The following is a 16869-nucleotide window of genomic DNA, read 5'->3' on the forward strand; positions in this document are numbered from 1 at the left end:
GTGTCTGTTTAGAACCTTTATTCAGCTGATGTCTCTGGCCCGGGCAACTCGGGCGTTTGACCCTCATCAGTGCTAGCTGAATCATCCACATCATCAGCCTCATCAGCGTCGCGCTCGGCCACACGGCGAATCCCTGAAAGATGGCTGCCATCATCAACACTGATTAATGTGACACCTTGGGTGGCGCGGCCCATTTCACGAATCTCCGCCACTCGGGTACGAACCAGAACACCGCCATCGGTGATCAGCATAATTTCATCTTCGCCAGACACCAATACGGCGCCCACCACCTTGCCATTACGCTCAGAGGTCTGAATGGCGATCATGCCCTTGGTGCCGCGTCCATGACGGGTGTACTCCACGATGGGGGTCCGCTTGCCATAGCCATTCTCAGTGGCAGTCAAAACGGTTTTGGTCTCGTCGCTTGCCACCACCATGGCGATGACTTCCTGCCCTTGCTCCAGCATCATGCCGCGCACACCTCGCGCGTTACGACCCATGGACCGGACGTCATCCTCACTAAACCGTACAGCTTTGCCAGCGTCTGAAAAGAGCATGACGTCACACTGGCCATCGGTCAAATCTGCACCAATGAGGTAATCACCCTCATCAAGCGTAACAGCAATGATGCCTGCCTTGCGTGGGTTCGAGAAATCCGATAGCGGGGTCTTTTTGACAGTGCCGCGCGAGGTAGCCATAAACACCATGTGCTGATCAGAAAATTGCTTGACCGGCAATACCACTGTAATTTTCTCGCCGTCCATGAGCGGGAACATGTTCACGATCGGTCGACCGCGTGAGGTGCGCGTACCTTGCGGCACCTCCCAGACCTTTAGCCAATACAAGCGACCGCGGTTAGAGAAACACAACAGGTAATCATGGGTATTGGCGATGAACAATTGATCGACCCAATCGTCCTCTTTGGTGGCGGTGGCCTGCTTGCCACGCCCTCCACGCCGCTGAGCACGATACTCAGACAAAGGTTGACTCTTAATGTATCCGCTGTGTGACAGTGTCACCACCATATCAGTCGGCGTGATCAGATCTTCTGTATCGAGCTCTGTGGCGTTATGTTCAATCGTCGACCGGCGAACATCCTTGGCGCTTGTAGAAAACTCGGCACGAATGGCCTCGAGCTCTTGGGCGATGATGGTAGTGATTCGCTCAGGCTTAGCCAAAATATCAAGCAAGTCGGCAATGTTATCCATCACGGTCTTGTATTCGCTGACGATCTTGTCTTGCTCAAGACCGGTCAAGCGCTGCAAGCGCATATTGAGGATTTCTTGAGCCTGGACATCGCTCAACCTGTAAAGGCCATCGCCTTGCAAACCAAAGTTTGGTGACAATCCATCTGGACGGTATGCGGCGCTGCCGCCCGGCGTGTCCCCATCGGCCCGCGCCAACATTTCTCTAACCAGCGACGAATCCCAGGCGCGCGACATCAGCTCCTGCCGAGCGACCGGCGGTGTGGGGGCTGATTTGATGATGGTGATGAACTCATCAATATTAGCCAAGGCAACAGCCAGACCCTCGAGCACATGTCCGCGCTCGCGTGCTTTGCGCAACTGGAATACGGTACGACGTGTAACCACTTCCCGACGATGTGACAAGAAGTAATCCACCATCTGCTTTAGGTTAAGCAGACGTGGTTGCCCATCAACGAGCGCCACCAAATTAATGCCGAACGTGTCTTGCAGCTGGGTGTTCTTATATAAGTTATTGAGTACGACCTCGGGCACTTCACCGCGCTTTAGTTCAATCACCAGTCGCATGCCGTCTTTGTCTGACTCATCGCGGATATCAGAGATGCCCTCGATCTTCTTTTCATTGACCAGTTCGGCCATGCGCTCTTGGAGGGACTTTTTATTCACCTGATAGGGCAACTCATCGACGATGATTGCCTGGCGGTTGCCCTTTTCCATGTCCTCAAAGTGAGTCTTGGCACGCATGATGACGCGACCACGCCCCGTGCGATAGCCTTCACGTACGCCCGACATGCCATAAATAATGCCGCCGGTTGGGAAGTCAGGTGCTTTGATGAGCTCGATTAATTCGTCTACAGCCGCAGTTGGGTTGCGCAAAACATGCAGGCACCCATCAATGACCTCCCCCAGATTGTGTGGCGGAATATTGGTGGCCATCCCCACAGCAATCCCCGAACTGCCGTTGACTAAAAGATTGGGCAAGCGCGTGGGCAACAGCAAGGGTTCATGCTCACTGCCATCATAGTTTGGTCCAAAGTCGACTGTTTCCTGGTCAATATCAGCCAAAAGCTCGTGCGCAATCTTGGATAGGCGAATTTCCGTATAACGCATGGCAGCAGCGCTATCGCCGTCGATCGAACCAAAGTTGCCTTGTCCGTCGACTAGCATGTAACGCAAAGAGAAGTCTTGCGCCATGCGAACGATTGTGTCGTAGACGGCCTGATCACCGTGCGGGTGGTACTTACCGATGACATCACCGACAATACGGGCCGATTTTTTATAGGCGCGGTTCCAGTCATTATTGAGCTCGTGCATGGCAAACAGCACCCGACGATGCACGGGTTTTAAGCCATCCCGAACATCGGGCAATGCACGACCCACAATTACGCTCATCGCGTAATCAAGGTAACTGCGGCGCATTTCGTCTTCGAGGGAGATCGGCAGTGTTTCCTTGGCGAAGGAATCCATAAGAGATGTAATCTAAGTCGAGGATTAAAAGGCCGCTACAACCCTGGGCTGCAACGGTTTGAAACAAACGTTACATTCTACACTTGACCGGTGATGCTGTCCGGTTAGCAAAAAAATGATGAACGCTGCGGGTAGGCAAACTGAAGCCAGCTCAAAAAGTTCAGTCTCAACCGTAAAAAAGTTCCACTGGCAGGACCCAAACTCGTGGCCTCTTGGCAAATTAACAACAATTTGTTGCCAAAACCCAACAACAAATAGCCTGATTGCGTAAATTTACGCCTATACAAGCACTCAAACTTGCGGCAGGGGTCGCATTTGCACGCAAATAGCTTAAGATTTCATTCAACACGCAGGAAACCCAGTGTGTGCATTTTTTTAACTTGCTCTTGGCGTTGTTATACTGGCCCCGTTTCCTGAATTGCGGCGGGGGTTCGCTGCGAGACTAACTTTCAGCTTTAAGCTCAACGAGGAGAAACATGAACAAGCCCTCAAAATTCGCTCTGGCATTTGCCTTCGCTGCCGTGACAGCAACCGGTGCTGCTACCGCTCAGTCAAACGACAACTGGGTCAGCAACTTCGGTGAGATCGTAAAGAGTAACTACGGTCTTTGCTGGCAAGATAACTTCTGGACGCCTGCTACTGCAGACCCACGTTGCGTCGAGAAGAAAGCCGCACCTGTTTCGGACAAGGTTGTTTTTAACGCCGACACCTTCTTCGATTTCGACAAGTACAACCTGAAGCCTGAGGGTCGTCAGTTGCTTGACCAGGTTGCTGCTCAGGTGAACACCATTGCTCTGGAAACAGTTATTGCTGTTGGTTACACCGACTCGATCGGTTCTGACGCCTACAACCTCGGTTTGTCCGAGCGTCGTGCTAACGCTGTGAAGGCCTACTTGGTCTCCAAAGGCGTTGCTGCTGACCGTATCTACACGGAAGGTAAGGGCAAGGCTGATCCAATCGCCTCCAACGCCACTGCCGAAGGTCGCGCCAAGAACCGTCGCGTGGAAGTTGAAATCGTGGGTAGCCGCAAGTAATTCGGTCCCAGATCTGAAAAAAGACCTCCCTCGGGAGGTCTTTTTTTTGCCAATCTTTTTTAGCCATCCCATCGGGCTACTGCCATCGGCGATCGCAATGCATTGCTGTGCACGCTTGCAATTGCGTTATACAGGCAAGCTCGGCTCACTCTTAAACCACTTTGTGGGTTGCAGTAAGCCTTGCCAACTTAAACAATCTGCGACAATGTGTGCATCGAACGCCTAGACATGAGCATCATGAGCAAATTGGAAAGTAACCTCCCTTCAGAGATCAACGTTGATCCAGCTGAGATCGAAAAATTCAGCGCACTGGCATCGCGCTGGTGGGATCCCAATAGCGAATTCAAACCACTGCACGCAATTAACCCCTTACGTTTGGGTTGGATTCAGGAAATGATCAATCCGGCCTCCCCTGACCTGGCTTTACAGGGCAAAACGGTGCTTGATGTTGGTTGTGGCGGGGGTATTTTGGCCGAAGCCATGGCCGTGGCAGGTGGCACGGTCAGTGGCATTGATCTAGCAGAGAAGTCTCTAACGGTTGCCAAACTGCACAGTCTTGAGTCTGGCGTGAAGGTCAAGTATGAAAGCATCAGCGCCGAGGCGCTTGCCATCAGAGAGTCGGCTAGCTTTGATGTGGTCACGTGTATGGAAATGCTGGAGCACGTACCTGACCCCGCTTCTATCGTTCAAGCCTGTGCAACGCTCACCAAACCCGGTGGTTGGCTGTTTTTCTCGACGATCAATCGCAATCCCAAGTCCTTTTTATTTGCGATTATTGGTGCGGAATACGTTTTAAAACTTCTGCCAAAGGGTACTCATAGTTGGGAAGCCTTTATCAAACCTAGCGAACTGGCAGACGCTTGCCGTATGGCAGATTTGCAAGTCCAGACCCTTATCGGCATGACTTACAACCCCTTCACAGAGGTTTATAAGCTCGGCTCAGACAGCAGCGTGAACTACCTCATGGCCGTGCGCAAGCCTGACTGACTTAAAAACGTTGTTAGCTTCCCTAAAACTCAGTATTTGCCACATTTGAAAGCATCGCTTGCCAAGCTATAATGATTTTCTTTTTGGCAACTAAAATTTGGCAACACCATGAAATCAACGCTTTTAGGTCATAAGGGTTACCACGGTTCGATCGAGCCATCAGTGCGCGACGGTCAGCTCAAAGGGCATATCTTGTTTATTGAAGATACGGTTGCCTACGCCGCACCCACTATCCCTGAACTGCAGCGTGCTTTTGAGCAAGCTGTCGACGATTACCTCGAAGACTGTGCTCGCACAGGTAAATTTCCTCAACGACCCTTTAAGGGTCAGTTTAATGTACGTATCGCGCCACACCTTCATCAAACAGCGGTTTTACGTGCAGAAGCAGAAGGGACATCACTTAACAACGTAGTGGTCCGAGCTTTGCGCAACTTTTTGCAGGAGGCTGAATTACCTCATTGCGAAAAGTCAGAGCAACCACCCGTCACCGAAACCGATCGTGAGGCCGCCTGACCCAATCAAAACCATTCGCGCACCAAGGTTTTAAAACACTGCATACGCCGCCCCGTACAATCATGTCCTAATCAGGCTCGGGGCGGTTTTTTGACAGGTGAATTGAATGACGCGACTGGTTTTATTCGACTTCGATGGCACGTTTGCCGACACAGCACCAGACATGGCTGCAGCAGCCAACCGGTTACGTTTGGCTCGCGGTATGCCGGCACTGCCAATTGAACAGTTACGCCCATTCGTATCGATGGGTGCGCGGGGCATGGTCAAAGCCTCGCTTGGCTTTGAGCCTGATCACCCAGAGTTTGAAGACGCTCGCGTGGCCTTTTTGGCGGACTATGAGCAAAACAGCACCACAGATACCGTGATATTTGAGGGCATTAGCGAATTGCTTGACAACATCCGGACTGCGCAAATGCGCTGGGGTATTGTCACCAACAAACACACCCGGTATGCAGAGCCAATCGTGGCCTGGCTAAACCTTCCAGACTGTGCCACTTTGGTGTGTGGTGACACCCTTGAATTCGCCAAACCTCACCCCCTGCCCCTGCGACACGCTGCAAAAGAAGCTGGGTTTGAGACCCACGAGTGTTTTTACGTGGGAGACGACATACGCGACATTCAGGCCGCCCAAGCAGCCGGGATGCCATCGATTGCAGCAGCCTACGGCTATTGCGGCACCGAACTGCCTGTGCATAGCTGGGGTGCTGACGCTATCGTTGATCATCCCTCACTTATCTGGGATGTCATTCAGAATCGCATCAGCCGCAGCTAACAAGACCACACCCGACTAACTATTGCCGATCACCGGCCGCTGGCATCAGTTGGGCCAAACGGGTTGCCACAAAAGCAGCAATCAAGGCCTTTATCACATCGCCTGGCATAAAAATAGCAACCGCAAGCACAGCTTTAGACAGGGGCGTATCAGTCACCATTGCTAACCAAGGCACACCAATGACATAAACCGTCAGGGCTCCGCCGAGTATCGATGCTGTGAGGTTACTGGCAAATATTTGGGCGCCGCTACGCTGGCCTTGCGCAAGTTGCATTGAGCGTCTGGCCATCCAGCCAGTCACAAAAGCCCCAGGTAAAAATCCCAACAAAAAGCCGCCCGTCGGTCCTGCAAAGACAGCCAAGCCACTACGCCCGCCGGGCAAGACCGGAAACCCCACCAAGGCAATCACGAGATATAACGCCATCGAGATCAGAGCCAGCCGTGGCCCAAGCACCAAGCCCGCAAGCATGACACCAAGGGTCTGTAGTGTCAGTGGAACTGGCACCAACGGCATTGGAATGGGCGGGATGATCGCAAACACAATCGTCAGCGACGTGAACAGCGCAATGTAGGTGATGTCTTTGGACGACAGTGACTGGGCCATGGCAGATACAAATTGGAATTAATGCCACAAGCTTACCGCATGTTGGATGACTCAGCGCATTGCCCTCTGGCGTCGATTGCTTCAGCGATCTCATCAGCACGCTTGAGTGTTCTGGCCAGCATCGGTACAAGCAACGCATGAGGCCACGCACGCACACCCCGAGCAGCTTGAGCCTCACTGATTTCATGCCACTGCTCCATCAGAACGGGCACCATTCTGAGCGACAGACCAAACGCAAGTGCAACTTTTTCCGGGTTAACCCAGCCACGACGACCTAATGGGGCGAGTATCCTCTCAATGACTGCCATCATGGCACTGATCGGGGTGCTTGCCACCACAGCAAGCGCCGCCAACAATAGCGCCAAAAGACGAAACAACACCACCATGGCCTGATGAAGACCGCTAAAGGCAGCCACGTATATGACGATCATTGCAATAGTGATCGCCAGCCACGAGGCTTGGCGCCATGCGCGCCAGCGCAATGGCCCTGTGACACTGCGCCAAACCACAGCCATCACAATGCTACTTGCGGCCAACACCCAAGGGTTCTGGACCATCACGAATGCAGTGGCCATGACAAGTAACGTCGCAAGTTTCAGCCCTGCAGGCCATCGATGCAACCAGGTCGCAGGGGTGTGGTCAGGGTGCTCAAAGTGCCAATTCACGCCTGGCACCTGCGTTCATACCAAGCAATCGCCACAGATGGTGTAGCGTCATGCACCACATGACCTTTATCGATGACCAATACTCTCTCGAAAGTCTCAAGCATTGCCAAGTCATGGGTCAGTACGATGGCTTGTTGTGGCAATTCTGACAGGATGCTTTGCAAGCGATTGCGGTAGCGCAAGTCAAGCTGAGCAGTAGGCTCATCAAGGATCATCAGCTTGGGGCTGCGACACAAGGCGCCGGCCAGACTCACCAACTGCTTCTGCCCACCAGACAGTTGCGCGACTGGGCGTTTAGCCAAGTCTTGCATGTCCAGTACACCCAGTACCTCCATGATCCGAGCCTGCCTATCCCTAGCGTGAGGCAAGATCGCCTTTAGACCAAAAGCGAGATCCTCATCAACCACAGGAAACACGATCTGATTGTCTGGATTCTGAAATACAAAGGCGATTTGCTGACGCACCTCGGTCAGCCGTCCAGCAATATTTAAACCATCTATCCAGACTTCACCATCACTAGGCGTCAACAAACCATTAATCAATCGTGCCAGAGAGCTTTTTCCCGCACCGTTATCCCCGATAATACCGATCCGGTGTTGGACAAGGCTAAGATTAAGGTCTTTAAGAATGGTGCGACCCGAGCGCTCAAGCGTGACCGATTTAAACTCGATTAACATGGCTGCTCGCGAAAGTTTTGATAGTGAATTGACAGTTCAACCCGAAAGAACATGATGAACAAGATAAAAAAATCCGATGATCAGTGGCGTGAGATTCTAACGCCAGAAAGCTTTCATGTTACCCGCCAAAAAGGCACGGAACGTGCCTTCACCGGTCAATTTTGGGATCACCGCGCAAAAGGCATCTACCACTGTGTCTGCTGCAACACACCATTGTTTGCGTCAGACACCAAATTTGATGCCGGCTGTGGCTGGCCGAGTTACTTTGAACCGATTAACCCGGGTTGTGTGCGCGAGGAAACCGACTACAGTCACGGCATGGTTAGAACTGAGGTGTTGTGCAATATATGTGATGCTCATCTGGGTCATGTATTTCCCGATGGCCCACCACCGACAGGATTGCGATACTGCATCAATTCACTTTCACTGACTTTTGAGTCACTGGAAGGTCAATGAAAAAATTCCTGTTCGACCTGTTTCCACTGCTGCTGTTTTTTGTTGCCTATCGATTCGCAGATATCTATGTAGCGACTGCGGTGGCCATGGTAGCGGCTGTTGGCCAAATTGCCTACATCAAATTAACCGGACAAAAGATTGAGGCCATGCACTGGATCAATCTGGTGGTGATTGTTGTGTTCGGAGGCGCTACGCTTTGGTTGCAGAATGAAGCCTTCATTAAATGGAAGCCAACCGTGTTGTATTGGCTATTTGGCGGGATTTTGCTGGGTAGCCAATTAATCTTAGGCAAGAACCTTCTGCAAAAGTTACTGGCTGGCAAAGTAAAGCTCGCTGAGGCTGGTTGGCGTGGTCTGAACTGGAGTTGGGCCATCTTTTTCTTGTTTGCCGGCGCTTTGAACCTGTTTGTGGCTTTCTCAGGTTTATTTAGCGAATCTGCATGGGTTAACTTTAAGGTATTCGGGTTGATGGGGCTGCTGGTCGTATTTGTGATTGCCCAGTCGCTTTGGCTATCCAAGCACATGATTGCCGATGACATTGATACCTCTGTGGAACCAAAAGGTAAATCCAATGACAAACCCACATGAAGCGCTTTTGCGTGAACGATTAAAGCAGCTTGAACCGACACTGCTCGAGATCGATGACGAATCCCATCTGCATGCTGGTCATGCCGGCAATCAGGGTGGGGCCAGTCATTTCAGGGTGTGGATAGAGGCAGATTGCTTTAATGGCAAAGGTAAGGTGGCCCAACACCGTCTGGTGTACGATTTGGTCAATGACCTGATGCCGTTTCCAATTCACGCATTGGCGCTACAGACATCCATCCCTCAAAAAGGAAATTCATGAAACGCTTTGCCCTCTTGATTGCAGCTGTCACGATTGCAGCACCTATCTATGCCCAAAACGTCGCCACGGTGAACGGGCAACCAATCACTCAACAAGCTTACGATCAGTTCATCAAACTCTTAAGCGCCCAGGGTGCACCGGATACCCCGCAATTACGCGATCAAGTCAAAGAGGAAATGATCAATCGTCTGGTCATGGTTCAGGCCGCTGAAAAAGCTGGTATCACCAAGCAGCCTGATGTACAGACCGAACTTGAATTAGCCCGCCAAGGTATTTTGGTGCGAGCACTAATGGCCGACTACCTTGAAAAAAACCCAGTGACCGAAGAAAAAGTCAAAGCCGAGTACGAGAAACTTAAAAAAGAACAGGGTGAAGTTCTTGAGTACAACGTGCGACACATACTGGTTGAGGATGAGGCAACAGCCAATAACCTGCAAAAGCAATTGAAAGATAAATCAGCAAAGTTTGAAGACTTGGCAAAAGCCCAATCTAAAGACCCCGGCAGCGCAGCACAAGGCGGCAGCCTCGGTTGGGCATCTGCAGATAACTATGTCGCCCCGTTTGCTGAGGCAGTGAAAAATACCCCAAAGGGCCAGATGACTGACAAACCGGTACAGACCCAATTTGGATGGCATGTGATTGAAGTCGTTGACGCCCGCCCAATCGCTTTCCCGCCATTTGCTGAAGTACGTACACAGCTTGAAGAGATGATGCGCCAGCAAGCTCTGGTGCAATACCAGCAGAAGTTGCGTAGTGAAGCAAAGATCAATTAAAGACTACGCTTAGACGCAGACCCAACAAGCGGGCCGCACGCCATTAAACGTCCGGCCCGCTTATTGTGTAACCACTTACCCTATCCCCAATAAAGCTTTTAGGCCATCCTCATCGATAACCGGTACGCCTAGAGACTCAGCTTTACTGAGTTTGCTGCCAGCTTCCTCACCGGCGACAACGTAGCTGGTTTTTTTAGATACTGAGCCACTGACTTTACCGCCTGCCGCCATAATGGCAGCAGATGCCTCTTCGCGCGTCCAGGTGGGCAAAGTGCCTGTCAGCACAAAGGTCTGCCCAGCAACATCGGCATTTGCACCGGTCACCACCTCTGGTGCTTGAGGTTGCACCCCAGCTTTGAGTAAATCGGCAATGACCTCGCGGTTATGCGTCTCCGCAAAAAAATGTGCAACCGATGCTGCCACCACGGGGCCAACATCTGGCACTGACAACAACGACTCCTCATTAGCAGCCATCAAGGCCTCGATCGACATGAAATGACGTGCAAGATCACGTGCGGTGGTCTCACCCACATGACGAATACCCAAGGCATAGATGAATCGCTCTAACGGCGGCTTTCTGGCTACATCAATAGCTTGCACCAGGTTTTGTGCTGACTTTTGGCCCATGCGCTCGTAACCCGCAAGCTCCTGTTCAGACAACGCAAAGATATCTGCCAGGCTGTGAACACGCCCCCTGTCAACGAGCTGCTCAACGAGTTTGTCACCCAACCCCTCAATATCCAGTGCCTTGCGTGAAGCCGCGTGGATCAGGCTTTGCTTTCTCTGCGCCCCACAAAAGAGCCCACCCGTGCAGCGCGCCACCGCTTCGCCTTCTGGGCGTTCGATCGCGCTGCCACACACCGGACATTGCGATACCATTTGAAATAAGACGGCATTATCCGGGCGTTTGTCTAAAACTGGCCCCACCACCTCAGGAATCACATCACCAGCGCGACGCACAATCACCGTATCACCAATTCGGACATCCTTACGGCGGATTTCATCTTCGTTGTGAAGCGTGGCGTTGGTCACTGTTACCCCACCGACAAACACCGGGGCAAGCCTGGCCACCGGTGTAATCGCGCCGGTGCGGCCAACCTGCAAGTCAATTCCCACTAGCTTGGTTTGTGCTTCTTCAGCGGCGAACTTATGCGCTAATGCAAACCGAGGGGCCTTTGCCACAAACCCCAAGGTCTTCTGGGCAACCAGACTATTAACCTTGTAGACCACACCATCAATGTCATAGTCGAGCGCCGCGCGCTTGGCCCCGACCCGCCTGTAAAAATCCAGTAAGCCCTGGCTGCCCTGCACGCAAGCATGCTCAACCCGATTAACTGGCAATCCCAACTCTGCGATCCAATCCAGCATCTCGCTGTGAGTCGAACGCAAGGGCTCACTGACTTCACCCCAGCCATACGCAAAAAACCTCAAAGGACGTGTCGCAGTGACTTTGGGATCGAGCTGACGCAAGCTACCAGCCGCTGCATTGCGAGGGTTAACAAAGACTTTATCACCACGTGCTGCCTGACGCTCATTCAAGCGCTTGAAGTCCTCATGATCCATGAACACTTCACCACGCACTTCGATGACGCTTGGCGCTAACGCCTTTAGTTTCAATGGAATGGAACGAATCGTGCGTACATTGGCAGTCACATCTTCGCCAGTCTGGCCATCGCCACGGGTTGCAGCTTGGGTCAGTAGACCATTCTCATACCTTAGGCTTAATGCCAGTCCATCAAGCTTTAATTCGCAAAAATACTCAACCGAACCGCTGTCAGGCATCTGCCCTGCCTGACGCAGAGTTTGCGAAACCCTCTGATCAAATGCTGTGACTTCCTCATCATCAAAAGCGTTGCCAAGCGAGAGCATTGGCACTGCATGACGCACTGAATTAAACGCATCTAGCGCCCGGCCACCCACACGTTGAGTGGGTGAGTCTGGCGTTTGTAGCTCAGGATATTGGGCCTCGATCGCTTGCAGCTCGCGCATCAAGCGATCAAATTCAGCATCTGACACCGTAGGCGCATCTAGCACGTAGTAAGCGTAATTGTGCTTTTCCAGTTGCTCGCCCAATTGTTTAGCACGTGCTTTAACGTCTTCAGGAATCTCGGTCATGCGGATAATCTACTTTGGGCAACTAGCCCGAGAAAACGCGCCTTGCACGATCACTGCCAGGCGTCAAGCCAGCCGCTTCGAGCTGAGAACATAGGGCCTGCAGTTGCTGATCTATCGTCACATCTGCGCCGGGTGCCAGTGGATTCCCCTGATCATCGACAATTTCACCGCCCACTCGACGGGCAAGCTCTTGACCAACTTCCATCATGCGACCAAAGTTCACCGGATTTGACGGTGATCTTGGCACATCAAGCAGCAGCGTCAATTGTGTGACATGACTCATACCTGCATTTAACGGTTGGCCATCAGCACGAGACAAGGTGAAGCACTCCAGTCCGTGATCACCAATCCATGACAGATGACTCTCGTGATTGACAAACCCCATGGCCGTTGCGCTAGACACTAGATCTGTAGTTGTGCGCCTGTCATTGAGCACCAGGGTCAACGTGACCTGGGCATCGAGCGTAGCGCAAGTGCTGTCAAGCTCATTGGCTTGGGCAAGCACATCGTTTTGTTCTGGACCGTCTACACTGGCCTCAAGTTTCTCGGCTAGGTCCTGAGCTTTACCCCAAAGCTGTGACCATTCAATTGCTGTAATCGGACCAGCACGATTGGCGAGCAACACTGCCAACTGCACAGCGGTGTAGAGCCGCTCAGCGGCCAACTGTGCCGATAGTGAACCATCTTCCGCTTGCAGCACAACTCGTACCGGACGACGACCAAAGTCAAACCCATCGCGTAAATGCACCGCAATTTCACGCCCAGAAACAGGTTGCGTCATGTGCAACTCAATCACCGCTTCGATCATGGCGTCCGGCTCTGCCAGTGGTGCGGTCTGACCAACCGCATCGCCGTCATCATCGGCAGACTGTGCTGTTAACCCAAGACTACCTAAACCAGGCTCACGCCGCTCGGGCCCCTCGTCATCGTCTATAGCCCTGAGCAAAGGATCCTCATCGACTGCCGGCAAACTGTCTTGCATCTTCTGTCGAGCGCGACGATCCTGCCACCAGTTAAAACCAACGATGGCCAGGATAACGATGCCACCAAGTGCGATCAGACTGATTTGCAATTCACTCATGCTAGCCCCTCATCTCTGGTTCGACACATCAACCCTGGCTTTAGGGTCAGGCTGCTTCAGCTGCTAGCTGTATAGCCGAATCGATATCTACCGCCACAATACGTGAAACGCCCTGCTCTTGCATGGTCACACCGATCAGGTGTTTGGCCATTTGCATGGCAATCTTGTTGTGCGAAATAAACAAGAACTGCGTAGCATCGCTCATTCCGCTCACGAGGTTTGCATAACGCTCGGTGTTCGCGTCATCAAGCGGCGCATCAACTTCGTCAAGCAGACAGAACGGCGCAGGATTCAGTTTGAATAGCGCAAACACCAGGGCCGTTGCTGTTAGTGCTTTTTCACCTCCGGACAGCAGGTGGATGGTGGAGTTGCGCTTACCTGGCGGCTGAGCCATGACTTGCACGCCTGCGTCCAGTATCTCCTCACCCGTCATGACCAGTTTGGCTTCACCTCCACCAAACAGTTTGGGGAAAAGCTCCCCAAAGTGGCCATTGACCTCATTAAAGGTAGTTTGCAGCAACTCTCGAGTCTCTCGATCAATCTTGCGAATAGCATCTTCGAGCGTCTCGATGGCTTCATTCAGATCGTTGTACTGTGACTCCAGGAAAACCTTGCGCTCGCGCGAGCTGTTCAACTCTTCTAGCGCCGCGAGGTTAACCGCACCCAAGCTTTCGATCTGACGATTGATGCGCTGCACTTCGCCTTGCAGCCAGCCGATTTTGTGCCAATCGCCACGCTCATCATCCTGTGATCTCTGCTCAATCTGAATCTTCAGTTGCTCGCGATCAACCTGATGCTCATCGAGTTGTTCAGCAAACTGCTCAGCTGACAGTCTGGCCGCCTGATCCTGCAATTGCAATTGGGTGATGGCTTCGCGCTGAGGCTCTAGTGAACGCTCCAGCGTGAGCCGAGCCTCATCAGCCTCACGCAATTGAGCGGCTAGCGTATCCATTTCGATGCGCAAGCGACCCAACACCTCCTCATGTTCAGCACGAATTTCAAGTGCTTCTTGCAGCCCATTTTGAGGGGTTGCCGCATCTAGCGTTGCCAACTCATGCACCAGTGAATCGGCTTCTTGTGCTGCACGTGTTTGCTGATCAGTCGCCAACTGCAGGTTACGCTCAAGCTCAGCAATGCGAGCTCGGGTACCACGCTCGGCAAATACGCCCTCTTGCTCAGCACGCTCACGATCACGGACACGATCGCGTACCGCCTGCGCTTGGCTGGCAATCGTCTCACCCTGCATTTCAAGCTCGGCGTATACGCTTTGTTGTTCTGCCAACTGTTCATCGAGTTCACCAAACCGAGCCTCGGAGGTCTCGCTCTCAGCGCTTAGTGTCTCGATCTGTGCGTCCAAGTCGCCAAGGTCCTCATCAAGGCGTGCCGAGCGCTCTTGACGTTGCTCTGTTTCTTGCTGCAAACGCGCCACGGACAGCTGTAAATCATGGGCGCGCTGCGTCAATTCAGATACTCGCTGACGCGCTGGGACCACTGCTTCGGATGCCTGTTGCCAGGCAACTTCAGAGCGGGTTGCTGCTGTTCGGGCTTGATCAGCCAGCATCTGCTGTGCTTTGATCTCACGTTGCAGATTCTCAATTTCCTGCTGGCGTGCCAGCATGCCAGCCTGCTCGGAATCGGGCGCATAAAAGCGTACGCTAGACGTATCGACCAAGTGGCCTTCACGAACAACCCACATACCACCAGACGGCAATTGATCTCGCCTGGCAATGGCATCCGAGACGCTATCGGCCACATACACATGACCTAGCCACTGGCTCAAAAGCGTACGCAATGCAGGATCGCTGGTTTGCACCAGAGACAATAGCGGTTTCAGACTTGAGGCATCTGAGCCAGACGCTGCGGGCACCGGCATTTGGTAGAACGCCAGACGCGCCGGCGGTGCATCGTTGGCAAAGGCCTGAGTCCAGCTAAGGTTGCTGACTTCGACGCCCACCATGCGCTCATTGAGCACAGCCTCAAGCGCAGCCTCCCAGCCTGGCTGTATTTGCAACTTTTGCCAAAGACGCGGCAGCTGTGCAAGCTCATGGCTGGCAAGCCAAGGCTCCAGCGTGCCAGACTTTTGCACGTCTTCTTGCAATGCCACCAGCGCTGCAAGCCTGGCTTCAAGATTGGATAGTTGGGTGGACTCTTTTTGCAATTGCTCGCGCGCCTGGGCACGCGCCTGGTCTGCTTCGGGTAGCGCTGCTTCTAAGTCCGTTAATGCTGCATGCGCTTGTTCGAGCTGCTGGTCTGCTGCCTGCTTGTCGCCTTTTAGACGCACTAGCGCTTCTTCATCGGGCACAGCAGCGTCTCGACGCTCTTGCTGCAAACGCTCGCGCCGTTGAGCCAAAACCTGCAATTGCCGTTCGGCATCACCTCGGCGTTGCGCCACCAATGCCAGTTCTTGTTCAATCTTTGCCAAGGCACTGCGCATCTGCTCACGCTGAGCAGCCGCCTCTCGGACACGCTGCTCTATATCTGGCAACTCAGCCTGTGCCGCCTGAGCGGCAAGCTGCGCCTCTTCCAGTTGAGCTGCTTGGGTCTCAAGTGCCTGACGTTCAATATCTAGCTGGGCCGTGCAATGCTCGATTTGAGCAGCCCACTCTTCAGTTTGAGTCGTCAATTGCGACTGACGCGACTGAATGCGGTTTCGAGCATCAACGATGTGGCGAATCTCAGCCTCTAGGCTACTGACCTTGGCATTAGCCTCATAGAGCTTGCCTTGGGCTTGATGCACAGCATCGCTAGCAGCGTAGTGCGCCTGCCGACGTGTTTCGAGATCCGATTCGGCTTGACGCAAACGCGCGATAGCCTCTTCAAGCGCTTGTTCGGCCTGTTCAGTCTTTTGTGCGAGACGGGCTTTTTCTTCGTGCGCCGCTTGCTCACGTAAAAACCACAAGGCGTGCTGTTTTAACTGACCTTCTTCCTGCAACTCTCGATACTGGCCAGCTACCACGGCTTGCTGCTCAAGCTTCTCTAACTGGCTATTCAATTCACGCAAAATGTCTTCAACCCGGGTCAGGTTCTCGCGCGTATCGTGCAAACGGTTTTCTGTCTCTCTGCGACGCTCTTTGTAACGGGATACACCAGCAGCCTCTTCGAGGTAGACACGTAACTCCTCGGGACGTGCTTCGATCAAACGGCTGATCATGCCTTGGCCAATAATGGCGTAACCCCGAGAGCCCAAACCAGTGCCCAGAAAAATATCGTGTACGTCACGCCTGCGCACCTGCTGGTTATTGACGAAATAACTGCTGGTGCCATCACGGGTCAGTACCCGACGCACTGAAATCTCACTGAACACGCTCCACTGGCCCGCGGCGCGCCCGGCACTATTGTCAAACACCAGCTCAACAGAGGCTCTGCCAGCTGGCTTGCGGTCACCCGAACCGCTAAAGATGACGTCTTGCATGGACTCACCACGCAATTCAGTTGCACGCGTCTCACCCAGCACCCAGCGAACAGCGTCGATGATGTTGGACTTACCACAGCCGTTGGGGCCAACCACGCCAACTAGTTGGCTAGGCGTGGGAATCACGGTTGGATCAACAAAGGACTTAAAGCCAGCGAGTTTTATTTGAGTCAGGCGCACAGTGTCTTCTAGGGAAGATTTGGTTATGCCGGAATAATAACGCACGCTGTCACGGGCATGAGGCTATACTCGCCTGCGGGTA

15 protein-coding genes are annotated in these 16869 nt (G+C 52.9%); 8 read left to right on the top strand and 7 right to left on the bottom strand.

Features of this window, described 5'->3' with window-relative positions:
• Positions 1 to 17: 17 nt before the first annotated feature.
• Positions 18 to 2672 carry a DNA gyrase subunit A gene (gyrA, locus tag DHf2319_RS09955; RefSeq protein WP_243478062.1) on the bottom strand — a complete coding sequence of 885 codons (2655 nt, stop codon included), beginning with the start codon at positions 2670 to 2672 and terminating at the stop codon, positions 18 to 20.
• A 476-nt stretch (positions 2673 to 3148) separates the two neighbouring features.
• Here gyrA and ompA point away from each other — a divergent pair, with 476 nt between their 5' ends.
• The 4 genes from ompA to DHf2319_RS09975 all read left to right on the top strand — a co-directional run bounded on the left by ompA (position 3149) and on the right by DHf2319_RS09975 (position 5978).
• On the top strand, positions 3149 to 3706 hold the full coding sequence (gene ompA, locus DHf2319_RS09960) for an outer membrane protein OmpA (protein ID WP_243478063.1): 558 nt from the start codon (positions 3149 to 3151) through the stop codon (positions 3704 to 3706).
• A gap of 234 nt (positions 3707 to 3940) precedes the next feature.
• Positions 3941 to 4693, top strand: coding sequence for a bifunctional 2-polyprenyl-6-hydroxyphenol methylase/3-demethylubiquinol 3-O-methyltransferase UbiG (ubiG, locus tag DHf2319_RS09965; protein WP_369810250.1), 753 nt, complete (start codon positions 3941 to 3943; stop codon positions 4691 to 4693).
• A 108-nt stretch (positions 4694 to 4801) separates the two neighbouring features.
• Positions 4802 to 5206, top strand: coding sequence for a type II toxin-antitoxin system HicB family antitoxin (locus DHf2319_RS09970; RefSeq protein ID WP_243478065.1), 405 nt, complete (start codon positions 4802 to 4804; stop codon positions 5204 to 5206).
• A gap of 106 nt (positions 5207 to 5312) precedes the next feature.
• On the top strand, positions 5313 to 5978 hold the full coding sequence (locus DHf2319_RS09975) for an HAD family hydrolase (protein ID WP_243478066.1): 666 nt from the start codon (positions 5313 to 5315) through the stop codon (positions 5976 to 5978).
• Between the two features lie 19 nt (positions 5979 to 5997).
• On the opposite strand, the gene DHf2319_RS09980 is transcribed toward DHf2319_RS09975, so the two are convergent.
• From DHf2319_RS09980 to DHf2319_RS09990, 3 genes are read right to left on the bottom strand one after another with little or no spacing between them, the layout of a single operon-like run.
• The gene (locus tag DHf2319_RS09980) at positions 5998 to 6570 is read right to left on the bottom strand and encodes a biotin transporter BioY (protein WP_243480088.1); all 573 of its coding nucleotides are present in this window, start codon (positions 6568 to 6570) and stop codon (positions 5998 to 6000) included.
• A 44-nt stretch (positions 6571 to 6614) separates the two neighbouring features.
• Positions 6615 to 7247 carry an energy-coupling factor transporter transmembrane component T family protein gene (locus DHf2319_RS09985; protein ID WP_243478067.1) on the bottom strand — a complete coding sequence of 211 codons (633 nt, stop codon included), beginning with the start codon at positions 7245 to 7247 and terminating at the stop codon, positions 6615 to 6617.
• Positions 7244 to 7924 carry an energy-coupling factor ABC transporter ATP-binding protein gene (locus tag DHf2319_RS09990; protein WP_243478068.1) on the bottom strand — a complete coding sequence of 227 codons (681 nt, stop codon included), beginning with the start codon at positions 7922 to 7924 and terminating at the stop codon, positions 7244 to 7246. Before DHf2319_RS09990 ends, DHf2319_RS09985 begins: the two co-directional genes overlap by 4 nt.
• Positions 7925 to 7978: 54 nt before the next feature.
• On the opposite strand from DHf2319_RS09990, the gene msrB reads away from it, so the two are divergent.
• The 4 genes from msrB to DHf2319_RS10010 are packed head-to-tail and all read left to right on the top strand — an operon-like array spanning position 7979 to position 9999.
• Positions 7979 to 8380, top strand: coding sequence for a peptide-methionine (R)-S-oxide reductase MsrB (msrB, locus tag DHf2319_RS09995; RefSeq protein WP_243480089.1), 402 nt, complete (start codon positions 7979 to 7981; stop codon positions 8378 to 8380).
• The gene (locus tag DHf2319_RS10000) at positions 8377 to 8967 is read left to right on the top strand and encodes a septation protein A (RefSeq protein WP_243478069.1); all 591 of its coding nucleotides are present in this window, start codon (positions 8377 to 8379) and stop codon (positions 8965 to 8967) included. The genes msrB and DHf2319_RS10000 overlap by 4 nt, the downstream gene beginning before the upstream one ends.
• Positions 8951 to 9226, top strand: coding sequence for a BolA family protein (locus DHf2319_RS10005; RefSeq protein ID WP_243478070.1), 276 nt, complete (start codon positions 8951 to 8953; stop codon positions 9224 to 9226). Before DHf2319_RS10000 ends, DHf2319_RS10005 begins: the two co-directional genes overlap by 17 nt.
• A complete protein-coding gene (locus DHf2319_RS10010; RefSeq protein WP_243478071.1) occupies positions 9223 to 9999 on the top strand; it encodes a peptidylprolyl isomerase in 777 nt (258 codons plus the stop codon). The genes DHf2319_RS10005 and DHf2319_RS10010 overlap by 4 nt, the downstream gene beginning before the upstream one ends.
• Before the next feature lie 75 nt (positions 10000 to 10074).
• On the opposite strand, the gene ligA is transcribed toward DHf2319_RS10010, so the two are convergent.
• From ligA to smc, 3 genes are read right to left on the bottom strand one after another with little or no spacing between them, the layout of a single operon-like run.
• Positions 10075 to 12114, bottom strand: a complete 2040-nt coding sequence (ligA, locus tag DHf2319_RS10015; RefSeq protein WP_243478072.1) for an NAD-dependent DNA ligase LigA — start codon at positions 12112 to 12114, stop codon at positions 10075 to 10077.
• A gap of 22 nt (positions 12115 to 12136) precedes the next feature.
• Positions 12137 to 13195 (bottom strand): cell division protein ZipA C-terminal FtsZ-binding domain-containing protein, encoded by a 1059-nt coding sequence (locus DHf2319_RS10020; protein ID WP_243478073.1) that lies wholly within the window; start codon positions 13193 to 13195, stop codon positions 12137 to 12139.
• Between the two features lie 46 nt (positions 13196 to 13241).
• On the bottom strand, positions 13242 to 16787 hold the full coding sequence (gene smc, locus DHf2319_RS10025) for a chromosome segregation protein SMC (protein WP_243478074.1): 3546 nt from the start codon (positions 16785 to 16787) through the stop codon (positions 13242 to 13244).
• Between the last annotated feature and the right edge of the window lie 82 nt (positions 16788 to 16869).

Source organism: Orrella daihaiensis (assembly GCF_022811525.1).
GTDB lineage: Bacteria > Pseudomonadota > Gammaproteobacteria > Burkholderiales > Burkholderiaceae_B > Algicoccus > Algicoccus daihaiensis.